This is a genomic window from Stenotrophomonas sp. CCNWLW162 (assembly GCF_037203745.1).
Taxonomy (GTDB): domain Bacteria; phylum Pseudomonadota; class Gammaproteobacteria; order Xanthomonadales; family Xanthomonadaceae; genus Stenotrophomonas; species Stenotrophomonas maltophilia_AQ.
On record NZ_JBBCBL010000006.1, the window covers coordinates 197,497 to 217,357 of the forward strand.

Below are 19,861 nucleotides of genomic sequence, written 5' to 3' on the forward strand. Positions count from 1 at the left end.
GCGATGGGCATGGCAGCCGTTCAGCGCTTCTCGAACACCGCGATGCTTTCCACGTGCGCGGTATGCGGGAACATGTCCATGGCGCCGGCGCTGACCAGGGTGAAGCCCTGCTCATTGACCAGGTAGCCGGCATCGCGTGCCAGCGAGCCCGGGTGGCAGCTGACATAGACGATGCGCTTGAACTGCTTCAACGGCAGCTGCTGCAGCACTTCGATCGCGCCCGAACGCGGCGGATCCAGCAGCAGCTTGTCGAAGCCCTGGCGCATCCACGGCGTGCTGCGCTGGTCCTGGGTCAGATCAGCGCTGAAGAACTGGGCATTGGGCAGGCCGTTGCGTTCGGCATTCTCACGGGCGCGGGCGACAAGGCCGGCATCGCCTTCGACACCCACCACTTCGCGCACGCGGCGGGCCAGCGGCAGGGTGAAATTGCCCAGGCCGCAGAACAGGTCCAGCACGCGCTCATCCTCGCCGGGCTCCAGCAGGTCGAGGGCATGGGCGATCATCTTCTCGTTGAGCTTGGCGTTGACCTGGATGAAGTCCAGCGGACGGAACGCCAGCTCCACGTCCCACGGCGCCAGCCGGAACGACAGCGGCACGCCCTGCCCGTCCAGCGGCTGCACGGTATCCACGCCACCGGACTGCAGGTAGATCACGAAGCCATGCTGCTGGCCAAAGGCGGCCCAGGCAGCACGGTCGGCATCGCTCAAGGGCTGCAGGTGGCGCACGGTCAGCACCACGGCCTGGTCACCGGCGATGAATTCGATCTGCGGGATGTCGCGCTTGCCATCGAGCGACTCGATGAAGGTCGACAATGCCTCGACCTTGGTACCGATTTCCGGGATCACGGTCAGGCACTGGCTGAGATCGGCAACGAAGCGCGGATCCTGTTCACGGAAGCCGACCAGGGTCTTGTCCTTCTTCTCGACCCGGCGCACCGAGAAGCGGCCCTTGCGGCGGTAGCCCCAGCTCTCGCCGACCAGCGGCGCCAGCACGGTGCCCGGCTTCACATGGCCGATCCGCTCCAGGTTGTCCATCAGCACGCGCTGCTTGGCGACGATCTGCTGGTCTTCGTCCAGGTGCTGCAGCACGCAGCCAGCGCAGGTGCCGAAGTGCGGACACTTCGGGGTGACGCGCTGCGGCGAGGCCTTCAGCACTTCCACCGTACGCGCTTCGTCGAAATGGCGGCTGCGGGCGGTCTGTTCAGCCATGACCACCTCACCCGGCAGGGCGCCGCTGACGAAGGTGACCTTGCCACCCTCGCCTTCACGGCGGGCGACGCCGCGACCATCATGGCTGAGGTCGAGGATTTCGGTCTGGAACGGGGTACGGTCGATGCGGGAACGGGATCGGGCCACGTGGCGACAGGCTGCGGGCAAAAATGGGCGCGTATTGTCGCAGATCCTGACCGGCAGGGTCCGGACCCGCTTGCGCCCGCCGCCGCCGTGCTTGATGATTACAGCAGCTGACATGGAGGCAGCCCTGATGCAGATGACCCCGCGGGCCAGCCGGCCCCGCTTCCTGCTTGTCGAGGACGACATCATCAGCCGCGGTTTTTTCAAAGCGGCGTTGGAAACGTTACCGGCGGACGTGGACACCGCAGACTCGTTGGCCAGTGCCCTGGCCAGCGCCGAGCCCGGCGCGCATGATCTGTGGCTGATCGACGTCAACCTGCCTGACGGCAACGGTGCGCAGCTGTTGCGCGAACTGCGCCGTTCACACCCCGATACGCCGGCGTTGGCGCATACCGCCGACGGTGATACCTCCATTCATGCCCGCCTGCGCGAGGCCGGGTTCAGCGACACCCTGGTCAAGCCACTGGGCCGCGACCAGTTGCTGAAGGCCGTGCGCCGCGCCCTGGTCAACAGCCCCGCCGGGATCGTCATGGCACAGGTGCCGGCGGCGGTCGAGCTGCAGGTCCAGGACTGGGATGAGACGGCGGCGCTGGCCGCGCTCAATGGCCAGCGCAACCATTTGATCGCCCTGCGCGAGTTGTTCCTGGCCGAATTGCCGGGCGTGCGCGATGCGGTCGAGCAGGCGGTGGACCAGCACGACGAGCGCCAGCTGCGCAGCCAATTGCACCGGTTGCAGGCAAGCTGCGGCTTCGTGGGCGCGGCACGCCTGGCCCGTGCGGTGCGCCAGTTGCATCATGCGCCGGAGTCCGGGCAGGCCCAGGCGGGGTTCCGCGACGCGGTAGCTGCCCTGCTGCATTGAGGGTCGCTCGGCAGGGCTGCAAGCCCTGCCAAACACCCCTCAACGCCTGGGAGCGAGCTGCTCGAGCATTTCCCAGGACTTCAGTCCCCGCGGCCCGAGGTGATGGGCCAGCACCCGCCGCATCGGCAGGCGCAGGCTCGCCAGGTCGGCGGCATCAGGCTCTTCATCGGCGGCCAGCGCCAGCAGCGCCGAGCCGGTCGCGGCTGCGCGGCGTTCGCCACCGCGCTCGCTCAGCAGGCGCTGCGCGCCTTCCTGTGGGTCCAGTTCATAGCGCGCGGCCGGGTCGATCGGCTGACCGTCGCTGGCACTGTCCAGCTCAAAACCCAGGCCCAGCGCGGTCAGCAGCTCGCGTTCGAACCGGCGCAGAGTCCAGGCCAGGCCCGCCCCCACTCCCAGTCGCGCACGCGCTTCGCCGTAGGCCAGGTACAGTTCCGGCAGCGGGTCCTGGCGCGGGGCCAGGCGCAGGGTCAGCTCACTCAGGTAGAAGCCGGCCAGCATCGCCTGGCCAACCAGACGCGGTGCCGCGTCCAGCGCCTCGGCGCCACGCAGCTGGGCCAACTCACCGCGCTGCAATGCGCTGAAGCGGATCCACTGCAGTGGTTGCAGGGCGGCGCGCAGCACCTGGCCCTTGGCAGTGGACACACCGCGCGCGAGCAGGCCGATGCGGCCATGCTGCGCGCTCAATACCTCGACCAGCAGGCTGGTCTCACGGTAGGCCCGTGCATGCAGCACGAAGCCGGTGTCGTCCTCGATCAGCATCGAAGCGACCGTTCCGGGTTACTCGTAACCGAAGGCCTTCAGTGCGGCCTCGTCGTCGGACCAGCCTTCACGCACGCGTACCCAGGTTTCCAGGAACACCTTGGCCCCGAACAGACGCTCCATCTGCAGGCGGGACTTGGCCCCGATCTCCTTCAGGCGGGTACCACCCTTGCCAATCACGATGGCCTTCTGGCCCTCGCGCTCGACCCAGATCACCGCACCGATGCGCAGCAGGTTGCCATCTTCGGTGAAGCGTTCGATTTCCACGGTGGTGGCATACGGCAGCTCTTCGCCCAACTGGCGCATCAACTGTTCACGCACCAGCTCACCGGCCAGGAAGCGCTGGCTGCGGTCGGTGATCTCGTCTTCGCCGAACATCGGCGGCGCTTCCGGCAGCAGTGCCAGCACGTCGCGCACCAGGGCTTCCAGGCCGTTGCGCTTCTGCGCCGAGATCGGATGCACGGACGAGAAATCGCGGCCGGCCGTGACTTCCTGCAGGAACGGCAGCAGCGCGCCCTTGTCCTTCAGCCGGTCGATCTTGTTGACCACCAGCACCACCGGGATGCCTGCGTCGCGCAGCACATTGAAGGCCAGGCTGTCTTCTTCGTCCCAACGACCCGCTTCGATCACCAGCAGGCCGGCGTCGACGCCTTCCAGCGAGCCGCGCGCGGCGCGGTTCATCACCCGGTTCATCGCCCGCTTCTGCACCTTGTGCAGGCCGGGGGTGTCGACCAGCACCAGCTGGCCTTCCGGATAGGTGGCGATGCCCAGCAGGCGATGGCGCGTGGTCTGCGGACGGTTGGAGACGATGCTGACCTTGGCGCCGACCAGGGCATTGGTCAGGGTCGACTTGCCCACGTTCGGGCGGCCGATGACGGCCACGCTGCCGCAATGATGGGGAGTTTGTTCGCTCACTTGGAATCCAGTTGTTCTAGGACGGCCGCAGCCGCCTGTTGTTCGGCAAGCCGCCGCGAGGCGCCTTCGCCCTCGGTGCTGGCGGCCGGGTCGGCTACGATGCAGCGTACCCGGAAGTGTTTGGCATGGTCGTCACCGGATTCTGACACCAGTTCATACTGCGGCAACGCCTTCTGTCGGGCCTGCAGCCATTCCTGCAGGCGGGTCTTGGGGTCCTTCTCGGGCCGGCCGGAGGCCGGCAATGCCTCGATCGAAGCGCTGAACCAGGGCAGAACCACTGCCCGGCAGGCCTCGAAGCCAGCATCCAGGTAGATCGCGGCCACCACGGCTTCCACCGCGTCGGCCAGGATCGAGTCGCGACGATGACCGCCGGACTTCATTTCGCCCGGCCCCAGGGTCAGCCGTTCGCCCAGTTCCAGAGTGCGCCCGATCACCGCCAGCGCGCCTTCACGCACCAGCTCGGCACGGGCACGGGTCATCGCGCCTTCGTCAGCCTTGGGCCAGCGCTGGTACAACGCCTCGGCCGCCATCATGTTGACGATGCTGTCGCCGAGGAACTCCAGGCGCTCGTTGTGCGGCGCACCGGCACTGCGATGCGTCAGGGCCTGCTTGAGCAGGGCCGGATCGCTGAAGGCATGACCGATCAGGTCGCCACGTTGGATGAATTTACTGGGCACCGCTTCGTGTCAGGTCCTGGGAAGAATCGAATTTGCCAACCACATCGAGGTTGCCGACCAGCGGCCGGCGCACTTCGTAGTTGACCTTGAGGGTCCAGCCATTGTCGCGACGATCAAACTTGACGTTGGCCGGCTTCACGTTGTCCGAGTAGTTGATGTACAGGCGCTTGAAGAACAGGTCCTGGATCCGCGACGGCTCCATGCTGCCCACGCCCGGCTCGTTGGCCAGGCTCTTCATCGCCGAGCGCACCGCGTAGTACTCCTGGTACATCGGGAACAGTTTCATGCCGATGTAGAGGAAGAAACCGACCACGATCAGGACCGCCAGGAACGAGGTCAGGGTCATGCCACGCTGCGTGTTCATCGTCTTCATTGCGTTCTCCCCAGATACGCGTTGGATGTGAAAATACTCAGTTGATGCCCGATCAGTTGATGCTCGAACCGATCCGCGACGGCTCGAAGCCATCCTTGCAGAACCAGCCCTGGCAGTTGAGCCAGATCAGGAATGCCTTGCCGCGCAGGTTCTCTTCCGGCAGCAGGCCCCAGAAACGACCATCGTCGCTGTTGTCGCGGTTGTCGCCCATCACCAGGTACTTGCCGGCAGGCACGGTCCACTGGCCCTGGCCGCGCGGATAGTCGGTCTCCAGCACGGTATGGGTACGGCCCGGGAGGTGCTCGACCAGCAGGTTGGCACCTTCGCCCTGGCCCTTGTGGCCGGCGTAGATACCCTTGTTGTCGTACTTCAGCGGCTCGCCGTTGAGGATCACGCCGTCGCCTTCGAAGACCACGGTGTCGCCCGGCACGCCGATCACGCGCTTGATGAAGTTCTCGCCCTTGGCCGGATCCTGGTCGCTGTGGCCCGGGAAGTGGAACACCACCACGTCACCGCGCGACGGTTCACCGACCGGCACGAACTTGGTGTTGCTGATCGGCAGGCGCAGGCCATAGGAGAACTTGTTGACCAGGATGAAGTCGCCGATCAGCAGGTTCGGCATCATCGAGCTGGACGGAATCTTGTACGGCTCGGCGATGAAGCTGCGCACGATCAGCACGATCGCCAGCACCGGGAAGAACGCGCGCGAGTAGTCCACCAGCACCGGCTCGGAATCGAGCAGGCCCGCGCGCTGGGCGCGGCGCTTGGCGAGATACAGCTTGTCCGCGAGCAGGATCAGGCCCGAGGACAGGGTCAGCACGACCAGGAGGATCTCAAACAGTTTCATTCAGGGTCCTTTGCAACGTCACCAGACGACCGGCCCCGCAGGGCCGGTGCGGGCTTACTTGTTGTCCATCTGCAGCACGGCCAGGAACGCTTCCTGCGGGATCTCCACACGGCCGACCTGCTTCATGCGCTTCTTGCCTTCCTTCTGCTTTTCCAGAAGCTTCTTCTTGCGCGAAACGTCGCCACCATAGCACTTGGCCAGCACGTTCTTGCGCATGGCCTTGACCGTGGTACGGGCGATGATCTGCGAGCCGACGGCAGCCTGGATGGCCACGTCGAACTGCTGGCGCGGGATCAGGTCCTTCATCTTCTCGCACAGCTCGCGGCCGCGGCGGTCGGCGTGACTGCGGTGCACGATCAGCGACAGCGCATCGACCTTGTCACCGTTGATCAGCACGTCCACGCGCACGAACGGGCCGGCATCGAAGCGCACGAAGTGATAGTCCAGCGACGCATAGCCGCGGCTGACCGACTTCAGCTTGTCGAAGAAGTCCAGCACCACTTCGGCCATCGGCAGCTCATAGCTGATCTGCACCTGGCTGCCCAGGTAGTTGATGCCGATCTGGCTGCCACGCTTTTCTTCGCACAGCTTGATGATGTTGCCGATGTACTCCTCGGGGGTGAGCACGTTGGCGCGGATGATCGGCTCGCGGATCTCCTCGACATGGTTCACCGGCGGCAGCTTGGCCGGGTTGTCCATGTTGATGATGGTGCCGTCGGTCTTCAGTACCTCGTACACCACCGTCGGCGCGGTGCTGATCAGGTCCAGGTTGTACTCGCGCTCCAGGCGCTCCTGCACGATCTCCATGTGCAGCATGCCGAGGAAGCCGCAACGGAAACCGAAGCCCATTGCTTCGGAGCTTTCCGGCTCGAAGCGCAGCGCAGCATCGTTCAGGCGCAGCTTGTCCAGCGCTTCGCGCAGGTCCGGGTAGTCTTCGGCATCGACCGGGAACAGGCCGGCGAACACGCGCGGCTGCATTTCCTGGAAACCAGGCAGCGGCTTCGGCGCCGGGTCGGCGGCCAGCGTCAGGGTGTCACCGACCGGCGCACCATGCACGTCCTTGATGCTGGCAGTGACCCAACCCACTTCACCGGCGCGCAGCGCCGGCAGCACCTTGCGCTTCGGGGTGAACACACCGACGTTGTCGACCTGGTGGTTGCGGCCGGTGGACATCACCTGCAGCTTGTCACCGGCCTTGATCTCACCCTGCATCACGCGCACCAGCGAGACCACGCCCAGGTAATTGTCGAACCAGGAGTCGATGATCAGCGCCTGCAGCTTGTCAGTGTCACGCGGCTTCGGCGGCGGGATGCGGTGCACGATGGCTTCCAGCACGTCCTGCACGTTCAGGCCGGTCTTGGCGCTGACCGGCACGGCGTCGGCGGCATCGATGCCGATCACGGCCTCGATCTCGGCCTTGGCGCGCTCGATGTCGGCGGTGGGCAGGTCGATCTTGTTGATCACCGGCACCACTTCCAGGCCCTGCTCGACGGCGGTGTAGCAGTTGGCCACCGATTGCGCTTCCACGCCCTGGGCGGCGTCGACCACCAGCAGCGCGCCTTCGCAGGCGGCCAGCGAGCGGCTGACTTCATAGGAGAAGTCGACGTGGCCCGGGGTGTCGATGAAATTCAGGTGGTAGGTCTGCCCATCCTTGGCCAGGTATGGCAGCGACACCGACTGTGCCTTGATGGTGATGCCACGCTCGCGCTCGATCGGGTTGGAGTCGAGCACCTGCGCTTCCATCTCGCGGGCCTGGAGGCCGCCGCAGAGCTGGATGATGCGGTCGGCCAGCGTGGACTTGCCGTGGTCGACGTGGGCGATGATGGAGAAGTTGCGGATGTTCCGCATCGAATCAGAAGACATAGGTGGCGGCGGCGCGCGGCGTCGTCAGGGTAACGGTCGATTATCGCACGCCCGGGGCCCGGCCGCGAAAACGGCCTCATCGGGCCGGGTCCGGAATGCCCGAAGCCCCGCCAGGGCGGGGCTTCGGGGGAGTCGCAATGGCCGCCAGGGCGGCCCCGGCAGGCCTTACTGGCCGGCCTTGACCGCCACGAAGGCACTGTTGCCGTTGCCGGTACGTACCAGCAGCATCACCACATCGTCCTTCTTGTAGCTGGACAGCGCGCGGTTCAGGGCATCCACGCTGCCGACCGTGGTGCGGCCGACCTGCAGGATCACCATGCCCGGCGCCAGGCCCGCATCACGTGCCGCCTGGCCCTTGACCCCGGTGATGCGCACACCTTCGTTGCCGTCCAGGCCGAACTGCTTGCGCTGCGGCGCGGTCAGATCACTGACATCCAGGCCAAGCAGTGCATTGGCACCCGCCTGCGGGGCCGCATCGGGCTTCGGTCCTGCGGCCGTGCGGGCATTGCCCTGGCCGTCTTCGCTCAGCGCGGTCAGCGTGGCGCTCAGGTCACGCGGCTTGCCGTCGCGGATCACGCCCAGCGTGACCCGGCTGCCCGGCGCCATCGCACCGATCAGCGGCGGCAGGTCCGACCAGCTGTTGACCGGGCTGCCATTGACCGAGCGCACCACGTCGCCGATCTGCACGCCGGCCTTTTCCGCGGCACTGCCGGCCACGATCTGGTTGACCAGCGCGCCGCGGCTGTCCGGCAGGCCCAGGCCCTGCGCCTTCAGCGCATCGATCGGCTCAACCACCGCGCCCAGCTGGCCACGGGTGACCTTGCCACTCTTCTTGATCTGCTCGACCGCGCTCATCGCCAGGTCGATCGGAATTGCGAAGCTGATGCCCATGTAGCCGCCCGAGGCGGAGAATATCTGCGAGTTGATACCGACCACTTCGCCACGGGTGTTCAGCAGCGGGCCGCCGGAGTTGCCCTGGTTGATCGCCACGTCGGTCTGGATGAACGGCACGTAGCGCTGATCGGCGCCACCGGTGCTGCGGCCAAGCGCGCTGACGATGCCGGCAGTGACCGAGTGGTCGAGGCCGAACGGCGAGCCGATCGCGACAACCCACTGGCCCGGCTTCAGGGTATTGGAATCGCCCACGCGCACGGTGGGCAGGTTCTTGCCGTCGATCTTCAGCAGGGCCACGTCGTACTGCTGGTCGCTGCCCACCACCTTGGCGTTGAATTCGCGGCTGTCACCCAGCTTGACCTTCACCTCGCTGGCGTCAGCCACCACGTGGTAGTTGGTCAGCACGTAGCCGTCGGGCGAAATGATGAAGCCCGAGCCCATGCCGCGGCCCTTGATGCTGGGGCCACCGTCCTGCCCGCCCGGCCCCTGCCCCGGCATTGGGAAGTCAGGCCCGAAGAAGCGACGGAAGAATTCCGGCATGTCATCGTCGCCGCCCATCGGGCCACGCGAGGCCTGGCGGTTGTTGCGCACGATGGTGGTGTCGACGTTGACCACGCCCGGCCCGACCTGTTCGACCAGGTGGGTGAAATCGGGCAGGCCGCTGACCAGCGGCTGCGCCGGCGCGCGCGGGGCTGCCGCAGCGGCGGCCTGCGGCTGGGCGGCAGGCGGCGCTGGCTGGGCACAGGCCACCAGCGGCAGGGTCAGGGCGAACAGGCCAATGGCCTGCGTGCGGAGTCGGGGAGTCATCGGACGGCAACCTCCGGGTCGGATGGAAAGAGGAATACGGGCCCCGCCGACGGCGGGGCGTGAAAGCGCCCGGCTCAGTCGCGCGGGCGCGGCGGCACCGGCAGGTCATCCTGCAGGCGCGGCTCGAACGGGTAGAACGCGGCACCACCGGCGTGGGCCGGGAAGCTGGCATTGAGCGCGCCACCGGCGGCGGGCGCCAGGCTGGAGCGCGGCCACGGCCGTGCCTGCAGGCCACCAACCTCGCCGAACGGCAGGTTGCGGCTGGCGTTGGCCGGCACGCTCGGGGTCAACGGCGCCTGCGCGGCAGCCACCGCACGCTGCGGTACATCGTCACGCTGCGCGGCACGCGCGGCCTGCTGGCTGCGGGTCGCACTGGCACGGCGGGTGTCCTGGCGGCGGCCGGCAGCGGCCATCGCCACGGCCGGGGCAGCAGCCACGGCCATCGCTGCGGTATCCACCGAGGCTTCGGTGACCGGAGCCGGGTTGCTCGGTGCCGGCGCCAGCTCGGCCTGGCTGGCGATCACCTGCGGCGCCAGCGGCTCGCCCGGCGTGGCTTCCTGCAGCTTCTCGCCGCCCATGAACAGGGCCACGGCCGCCACCGAGGCGGCCAGTGCGGCACCACCGCCCCAGGCCCGCCAGCCGGTACGCCGCACTTGGCGGCGCGGCTCGGCCTGTGGCGCGGGTTCGGCAGCGATGGCGGCGGCCACAGCGGCTCCGAAGCCGGCAGGCGCCAGCAGCGAGGCCTGGCCGCGCATCACGTCGCCGAGCAGCTGCCAACGTTCCTGGCAGCCCGCCAGTTCGGGGTCATGTTCCATGCGGCGCAGCAGGAAGCGCGCTTCATCGGCGCCCAGCTCGCCATCGACCAGGGCCGACAGCTGCTCGCGGTGGCGCTGGTCCAGGCGCTGCCCGGCAGGCGATTGATGGTTCTGCGATTCGTTGAACGGATTACTGGTCATACGCGGCTCTTCTCACGGGTGGCGCTGCCGATGTCCAACAGCGGCCGGAGTTCGGTGTCGATCGCCTCGCGCGCCCGGAAGATCCGTGAACGCACGGTGCCGATCGGGCACCCCATTTTCTGCGCGATTTCGTCGTAACTCAGTCCTTCCACCTCGCGCAGGGTGATCGCCAGCCGGAGTTCTTCCGGCAGCGCGTTGACGGCCTTCATCACCGTCTGTTCCAGCTCCTGGCGCATCAACTCGCGTTCGGGCGTGTCGGTGTCGCGCAGGCGCGTCCCGCTGTCGAACTGCTCGGCGTCGCCGATGTCGATGTCATCGGTCGGCGGGCGGCGATTGTGTGAAGCCAGGTAGTTTTTGGCGGTATTCACGGCGATTCGATGCAACCAGGTTGAGAACTGGGCATCGCCACGGAAACTTCCGATCGCGCGGTAGGCACGGATGAAAGTGTCCTGGGCGACGTCCTGACATTCGCTCCAGTCGGCGATGTAGCGACCGACCAGGGCCACGACCCGATGCTGGTACTTGCGCACCAGGACATCGAAGGCGGCACTCTCGCCGTGCTGCACGCGCCGGACCAGTTCCAGATCCAGCTCCTGAGGTGTATCAACATCGGCCATGAGGGGCCGCACTCCTGTCAGCCCAACCGACGTCGGGCAATGAGACTGCCAATCCCGGGAAAAGTTCAGTCGCCGATCACCTGGCGCCGCACCAGCTTTTAACCACCGTTCCGTTAGCGTCCCGGTTCCAGGCTCTGGATCCGGGGGCTGCACCCCCTGCTATTGGGATTTGACGCGGGGGAAACAACCTCTGGATCATAGCCGCTTCTCCATACACAACCGGATGGAACGTCCATGCTCTCAGGCTTCGATGGTCTCCGCTTCAGCCACTGGCTCCCCGAGATCCGCGACGACGGCGTGGTGGTCCTCTCCCTGGATCGTCAGGACAGCAGCGTCAACGCAATGTCGCAGGACGTGCTGCTGGAACTGGGCGACCTGCTTGAGCGTATCGCCATGGACCCGCCCAAGGGCGTGGTGATCCAGTCGCTGAAGAAGGCCGGTTTCATCGCCGGTGCCGATCTGAAGGAATTCCAGGAATTCGACCGCCGCGGCACCGTCAACGATGCCATCCGCCGCGGGCAGTCCACCTACCAGAAGCTGGCCGAGCTGCCCTGCCCGACCGTGGCGGCGATCCATGGCCATTGCCTGGGCGGCGGCACCGAGCTGGCGCTGGCCTGCCGCTACCGCGTGGCTTCGAATGACAGTTCGACCCGTATCGGCCTGCCGGAAACCCAGCTGGGCATCTTCCCGGGCTGGGGCGGCAGCGCACGCCTGCCGCAGCTGGTGGGGGCACCGGCGGCGATGGACATGATGCTGACCGGCCGCACCCTGTCGGCCTCGGCCGCACGCGGCATCGGCCTGGTCGACAAGGTGGTGGCACCTGCGGTGGTGCTCGACACTGCCGTAGCGCTGGCCCTGTCCGGCACCACCCGCCCGTTCAAGCAGCGCGCGACGGCCTGGGCCACCAACACCTGGCTGGCGCGCACGCTGCTGGCGCCGCAGATGGTCAAGCAGGTCGCACGCAAGGCGAAGAAGGACCAGTACCCGGCCCCCTACGCGTTGATCAGCACCTGGCAGCGCAGCGGCGGCAAGCCGATACAGGCGCGGCTGGATGCCGAACGCCGCGCCGTGGTGAAACTGGCCAGCACGCCGACCGCACGCAACTTGATCCGCATTTTCTTCCTTACCGAGCGCCTGAAGGGCCTGGGCGGTGGTGAATCCGGCATCCGCCACGTGCACGTGGTCGGCGCCGGCGTGATGGGCGGCGACATTGCTGCATGGGCTGCCTACAAGGGCTTCGAGGTCACCCTGCAGGACCGGGAGCAGCGCTTCATCGACCCGGCAATGGAACGCGCACAGGCCCTGTTCGCCAAGAAGGTGCGCGACGACAGCAAGCGCCCGGCGGTGGCCGCACGCCTGCGGGCTGATCTGGAAGGCAACGGCGTGGCCGAGGCCGACCTGGTGATCGAAGCGATCATCGAGAACCCCGAAGCCAAGCGTGCGCTGTACCAGACGCTGGAACCGAAGATGAAGCAGGACGCGCTGCTGACCACCAATACTTCGTCGATTCCGCTGCTGGAATTGCGCGATCACATCCAGCGCCCGGCGCAGTTCGCCGGCCTGCACTACTTCAACCCGGTGGCGCAGATGCCGCTGGTGGAAATCATCCATCACGATGGCATGGCGCCTGAGACCGAGCGTCGCCTGGCCGCGTTCTGCAAGGCACTGGGCAAGTTCCCGGTACCGGTGGCCGGCAGCCCGGGCTTCCTGGTCAACCGCGTGCTGTTCCCGTACATGCTGGAAGCCGCCACCGCCTATGCCGAAGGCATCCCGGGCCCGGTGATCGACAAGGCCGCAGTGAAATTCGGCATGCCGATGGGCCCGATCGAACTGATCGACACCGTGGGCCTGGACGTGGCCGCTGGCGTTGGCCGCGAACTGGCACCGTTCCTGGGCCTGCAGATCCCGGCCGCGCTGCAGACGGTGGAGCCGGACAAGCGCGGCAAGAAGGATGGCCAGGGCATCTACACCTGGGAGAACGGCAAGCCGAAAAAGCCGGACGTGGCCAGCGATTACCAGGCGCCGGCCGATCTGGAGGACCGCCTGATCCTGCCGTTGTTGAACGAAGCCGTGGCTTGTCTGCACGAAGGCGTGGTGGCTGATGCGGACCTGCTGGATGCCGGCGTGATCTTCGGCACCGGCTTCGCACCGTTCCGTGGCGGTCCGATCCAGCACATCCGCGCGGTGGGTGCCGACGCGATCGTCGAGCGGCTGAAGGCACTGCAGCAGCGCCACGGCGACCGTTTCGCCCCGCGCCCGGGCTGGGACAACCCCGCCCTGCGCGAACCGGTGGTGTGAGTTGATCGGCCGGGCCTGCGGCCCGGCACCTGCAGAGGCAACAGCAACAGCAACAGCCAAAGCCAGAGCCAGAGCCAGAGCCGGAGCAACAGCCGGCTCTGGCTTTTCTGTTTGTTGGGCGGGGCGGTGTCGGGTCGCGGGGACGCCGTAAACCCATCCCTGGGGGCTTGGCCGCGGCATCCATGCCGCGGACACCCCGCAACCCGACACCACCCCACCCCCGACAGTTTCTCGATGACGGCTGGTGAACTGCGATGGCTGGCAGGTGTTGACCCTGGTCGACACGCTTGGTCCACGCCATGCGTGGATGCGATCGAAGCGACCGGCGTTTGAGTTTGATTTTGATTTTCTTTTTTCTTCTCCGTGGCTGGACAGCACACGGAAACCGTCAGAGGCCGGGCGTGTGGGTGGCGCAGGACCGTTGGCGCCATGGATGGCGCCATCGAGCCCCCATGGACGGGTTTACGGCGTGTCCTGCGCCACCCACCCGCCCGGCCAAGCGCGGCTTCTGCTTTTGCCTTCAGCGACCAACCCACAGCCACGAGGGGCTGCGCCGTTGGCTGGAACAACCTGTTACCCGGACGGGGAATGTCACCGCCACCACCGCATGCGATGCTGACCGCCTTGATCCCTGCCAGCGAGAACGCCCGCATGACCACCATCATCGCTCCGCGCGTGCACGACATCGGCGGACTCGAAGTCCGACGCGCCGTCCCCACCCTGCAGGCACGCAGCATTGGTTCGTTCGTGTTCGTCGATCAGATGGGGCCCGCGCTCATGCACCCCGGCACCGCCATCGATGTGCGCCCGCATCCGCACATCGGCCTGGCCACCGTCACCTACCTGTGGTCGGGCGCCATCGGCCACCGCGACACGCTGGGCTCGGACCAGGTGATCCGCCCCGGTGACGTCAACTGGATGACCGCTGGCCGCGGCATCGCCCATTCCGAACGCACGCCGCAACCGGACCGCGATCACGACAACCCGATCCACGGCATGCAGACCTGGGTCGCACTGCCGAAGTCGCATGAGGAAATCGAGCCGGCGTTCTACCACCATGCCGCGGCCACCCTGCCCGAGCAGCGTCGCAATGGTGTCTGGCTGCGGGTGATCGCCGGCCGCGCCTACGGCGAGGAATCGCCGGTGAAGGTGTTCGCCGACACCCTCAACGTGGCGATCGACCTCGACCCGGATGCGGAAATCGATATCGACAATGGCCACCGCGAGCGCGCGCTGTACATCCTCGAAGGCGACGCGCAGTTGGATGGCGTTGACATCCCCGCCCAGCACCTGGTGATCCCGGAAGCCGGTGCGGTGGGCCGCCTGCGCGCGAAGACGCCAGTCAAGGCGATGCTGTTCGGTGGAGAGCCGCTGGACGGGCCGCGTCACCTGTGGTGGAACTTCGTCTCCAGCTCGAAGGAGCGCATCGAGCAGGCCAAGCACGACTGGGAAGCCGGCCGCTTCGGCACCATCCCGGGCGATGACAAGGAGTTCATTCCGCTGCCGCAGTACTGAACATCGCGTGTTGCACACACCCGTAGGTGTATCCCTGCACCCGGCGTTGACGCTATCGTCACTCGCCGGTCACTGAAATGTGACCGACCACACAGTTCGGACATCTTTCAAAGGAGTGCAACACATGAGCATGGGTAAACGCTTGTCCGCCGAATTCCTCGGCACGTTCTGGCTGGTTCTGGGTGGCTGCGGTAGTGCGGTGCTGGCCGCCAAGTTCGGTGGCGACGGCAATCCGCTGGGTATCGGTTTCCTTGGCGTGGCCCTGGCCTTCGGCCTGACCGTGGTGACCGGCGCCTATGCGTTCGGCCACATCTCCGGCGCGCACTTCAACCCCGCGGTCAGTGTCGGCCTGTGGGCTGGCGGTCGTTTCCCGACCAAGGACCTGATCCCGTACATCATCGCCCAGGTGGCTGGCGGCCTGCTGGCCGGTTTCATCCTGCTGCAGATCGCCTCGGGCGCCAGCGGCTTCGCCATCGATGGCAGCCAGGCTGGTGCCTTCGCCAGCAACGGCTACGGCGCACTGTCGCCCGGTGGTTACAGCGTGGCAGCGGCCTTCCTGTGCGAAGTGGTGCTCACCGCGGTGTTCCTGATCGTGATCATGGGCGCCACCCACGGCAAGGCACCGGCCGGGTTCGCGCCGCTGGCGATCGGCCTGTCGCTGACCCTGATCCACCTGATCAGCATCCCGGTCACCAACACCTCGGTGAACCCGGCCCGCTCCACCGCCGTGGCCTTCTTCGCCGGCAGCGGCGCGATCAGCCAGCTGTGGCTGTTCTGGGTCGCCCCACTGCTGGGCGGCGCGATCGGCGGCATCATCTACAAGTGGCTCGGCAACGACCGCTGAGTCCTGTGCGGACCATTGCGGCCGACCGTCGGCCGCAATGGTTACCCGTGTAACCGCGATTTGTGCGATCGCTCACGTTCCGTTAAGGTTGAGTTGACCGTCCGTGCACATGCCGGACGGGGCGGCATCCGGGGATGGGATGCCAAGGCCGCCGCCCCTGTGGCGGAGCCAAACGACACATCACCTTGGGGGATGCATGAAGTTCGCACCTGTAGTGTTGTCGAGCCTGCTGTTCGCTGCGGCCCACGCCGCCGCACAGGCTCCCACCGAATGCCCTTCGCTGCCGGCCAGCAGTGGCCTGCAATGGCAGCAGCTGGTGCAGACCGATTTCCTGGTCTGCCGCGCCAGCACCGGCGATGGTCGTGAAGTGCTGAGCCTGATGCTCAGCGCACGTGACCCGTCCATTCCCCTGAACCGTTCGCTGCGCCAGGAAAAGGGCAGCTTCGGTGGTGAGTCACTCTACTGGTACCAGCCGGACCTCGGTGGCCAGCAGCCTCCGGGCTATGCCGAGCGCCGCATCAGTGTGGTCAAGCTCGACAAAGGGCGTTACGCGCAGATTTCGCTGTATCCGGACAGCCCGCAGGAACTGGGCTCGCTGCAGCAGCTGGCGCAGGGCATGAGCCTGACCCCGTCGGCCGTGGCCGCCGGTCGCTGACCGTGACGGGGATGACTGCCTGGCAGCATCCCCGCCGCATCCAACGCGCTGGACATCCGCCGGGCATGGCCCGGCGTCCCCCCTCAGAACTTGCCTTCCTGGAAATCGACGAAGGCCTGCATCAGTTCCTGCCGCGTGTTCATCACGAACGGGCCGTGCCGCATCACCGGCTCGCGCAACGGACGGCCGGCCACCAGGATCAACCGCGCGCCTTCGCTGCCGGCCGAAACATGCAGCTGTTCGCCACCGCCCAGCACCGCCAGTTCCTGGCGTGCAACGTCGCGCGCGGCGTCCTGCTCACCCACGGTCATTGCACCTTCGAACACATAGGCAAACGCGTTGTGCCCTTCCGGCAGCGCGTAGGTCCAGGCCCGATCCGGTGCCAGCGTGATGTCGAGGTAGAGCGGATCAGTGGCCGGCTGCACGATCGGGCCGTGGGTACCGTCCACGCTGCCGGCGATCACCTTCACTTCCACGCCGGCTTCCGGCTTCACCACCGGAATGCGCTCCGGCGCGAATTCCTGGTACTTCGGGTCGCTCATCTTCTCCTTCGCCGGCAGGTTCACCCACAGCTGGAAACCGCGCATCTGCCCGCTTTCCTGCTCGGGCATCTCCGAATGCACCAGGCCACGGCCGGCGGTCATCCACTGCACGCTGCCAGGGGTCAGCAGGCCTTCGTTACCGTGGTTGTCGCGGTGCCGCATGCGCCCGTCGAGCATGTAGGTGACGGTCTCGAAACCGCGGTGCGGGTGTTCCGGGAAGCCGGCGATGTAGTCCTCGGCGCGATCGGTGCCGAATTCATCGAGCAGCAGGAACGGATCCAGGTCGGGCAGCGTCGGGCCACCGATGACGCGGGTGAGGCGCACACCGGCACCGTCGGAGGTGGGCATGCCACGGATGGTACGCAGCACGCGGACCGGCTCGGGAAGGCTCATGGCGACTCCTGTTGTATGGATGCCAGTGAAGATGGACGCCACATGGCCGTACGCCAATGGATGGCACCGCAACCAATTGTTCCATCCCTGATGTTCGCTGCACGTCAGCACCCCCTGCGTACGACCAAAGTACTAACGCCGATTCGTCCTGTGCCGATTGACCCTGCCGTGGGCAAGCGGGACTCTTTGACAGTCTTTCCGGGAGAGAGCACCTCATGAAAGGGTTTTCCAAACTGGGCTGGGCGGTACTCGCTCTGCTCGGCGCGTTCTGTCTGGGCACCGTGGCATTGCGCCGCGGCGAACACATCAATGCCCTGTGGATCGTCGTCGCCGCTGTGTCGCTGTACCTCGTCGCCTACCGCTTCTACAGCCTGTTCATCGCCAACAAGGTGATGCAGCTCGATCCGACCCGGGCCACTCCGGCGGTGATCAACAACGATGGCCTGGACTACGTCCCGACCAACAAACACGTACTGTTCGGCCATCACTTCGCCGCCATTGCCGGTGCAGGTCCGCTGGTAGGCCCGGTACTGGCCGCGCAGATGGGTTACCTGCCCGGCCTGTTGTGGCTGGTGGTCGGCGTGGTGCTGGCCGGCGCGGTACAGGACTTCATGGTCCTGTTCCTGTCCAGCCGCCGCAACGGCCGTTCGCTGGGTGACCTGGTCCGCGAGGAGATGGGCCAGGTGCCCGGCACCATCGCGTTGTTCGGTGCGTTCCTGATCATGATCATCATTCTGGCCGTGCTGGCAATGGTGGTGGTCAAGGCGCTGGCGGAAAGTCCGTGGGGCATGTTCACGGTAATCGCAACGATGCCGATCGCCATCCTGATGGGCGTGTACATGCGCTACATCCGTCCCGGCAAGATCGGCGAGATCTCGGTAGTCGGCCTGATCCTGCTGCTGGCAGCAATCTGGTTCGGCGGCAAGGTAGCAGCGGACCCGACCTGGGGCCCGGCCTTCACCTTCACCGGCACCCAGATCACCTGGATGCTGATCGGCTACGGCTTCGTCGCCTCGGTGCTGCCGGTGTGGCTGCTGCTGGCCCCGCGCGACTACCTGTCGACCTTCCTCAAGATCGGCACCATCATCGCGCTGGCCATCGGCATCCTCGTGGTGATGCCGGAATTGAAGATGCCGGCACTGACCCAGTTCGCCGCCAGCGGTGATGGCCCGGTGTGGAAGGGCGGCATGTTCCCGTTCCTGTTCATCACCATCGCCTGCGGTGCGGTCTCCGGCTTCCATGCGCTGATTTCCTCCGGCACCACACCGAAGCTGCTGGCCAATGAAGCGCACATGCGCTACATCGGCTACGGCGGCATGCTGATGGAATCGTTCGTGGCGGTGATGGCACTGGTGGCCGCATCGATCATCGATCCGGGCATCTACTTCGCCATGAACAGCCCGGCCGCCGTGATCGGTGCCGATGCGGCCTCCGCCGCGCACTACATCACCAACACCTGGGGCTTCACCATCACGCCCGAGCAGCTGACCGCGACCGCGGCGGCCATTGGTGAGCCGACCATCCTGCATCGCGCCGGTGGTGCGCCAACGCTGGCAGTCGGCATCGCACAGATCCTGCACCAGGCGATACCGAGCAGCAGCGACGCGATGATGGCGTTCTGGTACCACTTCGCGATCCTGTTCGAAGCGCTGTTCATCCTGACCGCCGTGGATGCCGGCACCCGCGCCGGACGCTTCATGCTGCAGGACCTGCTGGGCAACTTCGTGCCGGCGCTGAAGAAAACCGAGTCGTGGACCGCCAACATCATCGGTACCGCCGGCTGCGTGGCGCTGTGGGGCTACCTGCTGTACACAGGCGTGGTCGATCCGTTCGGCGGCATCCAGACCTTGTGGCCACTGTTCGGCATCTCCAACCAGATGCTGGCCGGTATCGCGCTGATGCTGGGCACGGTGGTGCTGTTCAAGATGAAGCGTGACCGCTATGCGTGGGTCACTGCCGTACCGGCCGTATGGCTGCTGATCTGCACCACCTACGCCGGCTTCATCAAGATCTTCGACAGCAACCCGGCACAGGGCTTCCTGGCGCAGGCACACAAGTTCCAGGCCGCCCTGGCCAGCGACACCATCACCGCGCCGGCCAAGTCGGTGGCGCAGATGAAGCAGATCGTGGTCAACGCCTACGTCAATACCGGCCTGACCGCGCTGTTCCTGCTGGTGGTCGGTGCGGTGCTGGTGTATTCGATCAAGACCATCCTGGCGGCACGCCGCAATCCGCAGCGGACTGACCGTGAAACCCCGTACGTGGCACTGAAGCCACATGAAATGGTGGACCTGTGATGAGTACCCAACTGGTTCCCGTCGGCCAGTACCAGGCGCACCGCCGCATCTGGCGGCGCCTGGTGCAGACCGCACGACTGTGCTGTGGCATTCCTGATTACGACAACTACGTCCGGCACATGCTGGAGAAGCATCCGGACCAGCAGCCGATGGACTACAAGACGTTCTTCCGCGAACGTCAGGAAGCGCGCTACGGCGGACGCAACGGCGGACGCTGCTGTTGAGGATTGGGTGCCGGGCTTGCAGCCCGGCGCCCGCAGAGACAACGGCAACGGCCGAAGCGTCGGCTCTGGTTTTCCGTGGATTTGGCGGGGTGGGGGGGGGGGGGGGGGGGGGGGCCCCCCCCCCCCCCCCCCCCCCCCCCCCCCCCCGCGCGGGGGGGGGGGGGGGGCGGCCCC

At 66.5% G+C, this 19,861-nt stretch carries 18 protein-coding genes; 7 read left to right on the forward strand and 11 right to left on the reverse strand.

All coding sequences use genetic code 11. The features are described from left to right. Positions 1-20: 20 nt before the first annotated feature. The gene (rlmD, locus tag V9K93_RS16985) at positions 21-1,355 is read right to left on the reverse strand and encodes a 23S rRNA (uracil(1939)-C(5))-methyltransferase RlmD (protein ID WP_136639579.1); all 1,335 of its coding nucleotides are present in this window, start codon (positions 1,353-1,355) and stop codon (positions 21-23) included. Between the two features lie 127 nt (positions 1,356-1,482). Between rlmD and V9K93_RS16990 the strand changes: the two genes are divergently transcribed. Then, positions 1,483-2,211, forward strand: coding sequence for a response regulator (locus V9K93_RS16990; protein WP_046985822.1), 729 nt, complete (start codon positions 1,483-1,485; stop codon positions 2,209-2,211). A gap of 39 nt (positions 2,212-2,250) precedes the next feature. Here V9K93_RS16990 and recO read toward each other — a convergent pair whose 3' ends face one another. The 9 genes from recO to rpoE form a co-directional block, all read right to left on the reverse strand. Further along, complete coding sequence (recO, locus tag V9K93_RS16995; RefSeq protein WP_046985804.1) at positions 2,251-2,970, reverse strand: DNA repair protein RecO; 720 nt, start codon at positions 2,968-2,970, stop codon at positions 2,251-2,253. 18 nt (positions 2,971-2,988) lie between these two features. Beyond that, positions 2,989-3,885 carry a GTPase Era gene (gene era / locus V9K93_RS17000; RefSeq protein WP_006382863.1) on the reverse strand — a complete coding sequence of 299 codons (897 nt, stop codon included), beginning with the start codon at positions 3,883-3,885 and terminating at the stop codon, positions 2,989-2,991. Beyond that, positions 3,882-4,562, reverse strand: coding sequence for a ribonuclease III (gene rnc / locus V9K93_RS17005; protein ID WP_046985803.1), 681 nt, complete (start codon positions 4,560-4,562; stop codon positions 3,882-3,884). Before rnc ends, era begins: the two co-directional genes overlap by 4 nt. Further along, a complete protein-coding gene (locus tag V9K93_RS17010) occupies positions 4,552-4,935 on the reverse strand; it encodes a DUF4845 domain-containing protein (RefSeq protein ID WP_006382889.1) in 384 nt (127 codons plus the stop codon). The genes rnc and V9K93_RS17010 overlap by 11 nt, the downstream gene beginning before the upstream one ends. A 52-nt stretch (positions 4,936-4,987) precedes the next feature. After that, the gene (gene lepB, locus V9K93_RS17015) at positions 4,988-5,782 is read right to left on the reverse strand and encodes a signal peptidase I (RefSeq protein WP_006382890.1); all 795 of its coding nucleotides are present in this window, start codon (positions 5,780-5,782) and stop codon (positions 4,988-4,990) included. A 54-nt stretch (positions 5,783-5,836) separates the two neighbouring features. After that, positions 5,837-7,630, reverse strand: a complete 1,794-nt coding sequence (gene lepA, locus V9K93_RS17020) for a translation elongation factor 4 (protein WP_046985802.1) — start codon at positions 7,628-7,630, stop codon at positions 5,837-5,839. 180 nt (positions 7,631-7,810) lie between these two features. After that, entirely contained in the window at positions 7,811-9,346 is a 1,536-nt protein-coding gene (locus V9K93_RS17025; protein WP_337302914.1) for a DegQ family serine endoprotease, read from the reverse strand. A 74-nt stretch (positions 9,347-9,420) separates the two neighbouring features. Then, on the reverse strand, positions 9,421-10,302 hold the full coding sequence (locus tag V9K93_RS17030) for a sigma-E factor negative regulatory protein (protein WP_046985801.1): 882 nt from the start codon (positions 10,300-10,302) through the stop codon (positions 9,421-9,423). Continuing rightward, positions 10,299-10,919, reverse strand: coding sequence for an RNA polymerase sigma factor RpoE (rpoE, locus tag V9K93_RS17035; RefSeq protein WP_006383094.1), 621 nt, complete (start codon positions 10,917-10,919; stop codon positions 10,299-10,301). Before rpoE ends, V9K93_RS17030 begins: the two co-directional genes overlap by 4 nt. Before the next feature lie 234 nt (positions 10,920-11,153). Between rpoE and V9K93_RS17040 the strand changes: the two genes are divergently transcribed. The 4 genes from V9K93_RS17040 (at position 11,154) to V9K93_RS17055 (ending at position 16,231) form a co-directional block, all read left to right on the forward strand. Continuing rightward, positions 11,154-13,217 (forward strand): 3-hydroxyacyl-CoA dehydrogenase NAD-binding domain-containing protein, encoded by a 2,064-nt coding sequence (locus tag V9K93_RS17040; RefSeq protein WP_337302915.1) that lies wholly within the window; start codon positions 11,154-11,156, stop codon positions 13,215-13,217. A 651-nt stretch (positions 13,218-13,868) separates the two neighbouring features. Continuing rightward, entirely contained in the window at positions 13,869-14,732 is an 864-nt protein-coding gene (locus tag V9K93_RS17045; RefSeq protein ID WP_136639996.1) for a pirin family protein, read from the forward strand. Positions 14,733-14,856: 124 nt separating this feature from the next. Further along, entirely contained in the window at positions 14,857-15,576 is a 720-nt protein-coding gene (aqpZ, locus tag V9K93_RS17050; protein WP_136639984.1) for an aquaporin Z, read from the forward strand. Between the two features lie 196 nt (positions 15,577-15,772). Continuing rightward, positions 15,773-16,231, forward strand: coding sequence for a hypothetical protein (locus V9K93_RS17055; RefSeq protein WP_136639985.1), 459 nt, complete (start codon positions 15,773-15,775; stop codon positions 16,229-16,231). Between the two features lie 83 nt (positions 16,232-16,314). On the opposite strand, the gene V9K93_RS17060 is transcribed toward V9K93_RS17055, so the two are convergent. Then, positions 16,315-17,166: a pirin family protein gene (locus tag V9K93_RS17060; RefSeq protein WP_136639986.1), complete on the reverse strand. Its 852-nt coding sequence runs from the start codon at positions 17,164-17,166 to the stop codon at positions 16,315-16,317. Positions 17,167-17,381: 215 nt separating this feature from the next. Between V9K93_RS17060 and V9K93_RS17065 the strand changes: the two genes are divergently transcribed. Together V9K93_RS17065 and V9K93_RS17070 are read left to right on the forward strand one after the other, a co-directional pair. Next, positions 17,382-19,463 (forward strand): carbon starvation CstA family protein, encoded by a 2,082-nt coding sequence (locus tag V9K93_RS17065; protein ID WP_136639988.1) that lies wholly within the window; start codon positions 17,382-17,384, stop codon positions 19,461-19,463. Continuing rightward, the gene (locus V9K93_RS17070) at positions 19,463-19,687 is read left to right on the forward strand and encodes a YbdD/YjiX family protein (protein WP_006383180.1); all 225 of its coding nucleotides are present in this window, start codon (positions 19,463-19,465) and stop codon (positions 19,685-19,687) included. Before V9K93_RS17065 ends, V9K93_RS17070 begins: the two co-directional genes overlap by 1 nt. The last annotated feature ends 174 nt before the right edge of the window (positions 19,688-19,861 follow it).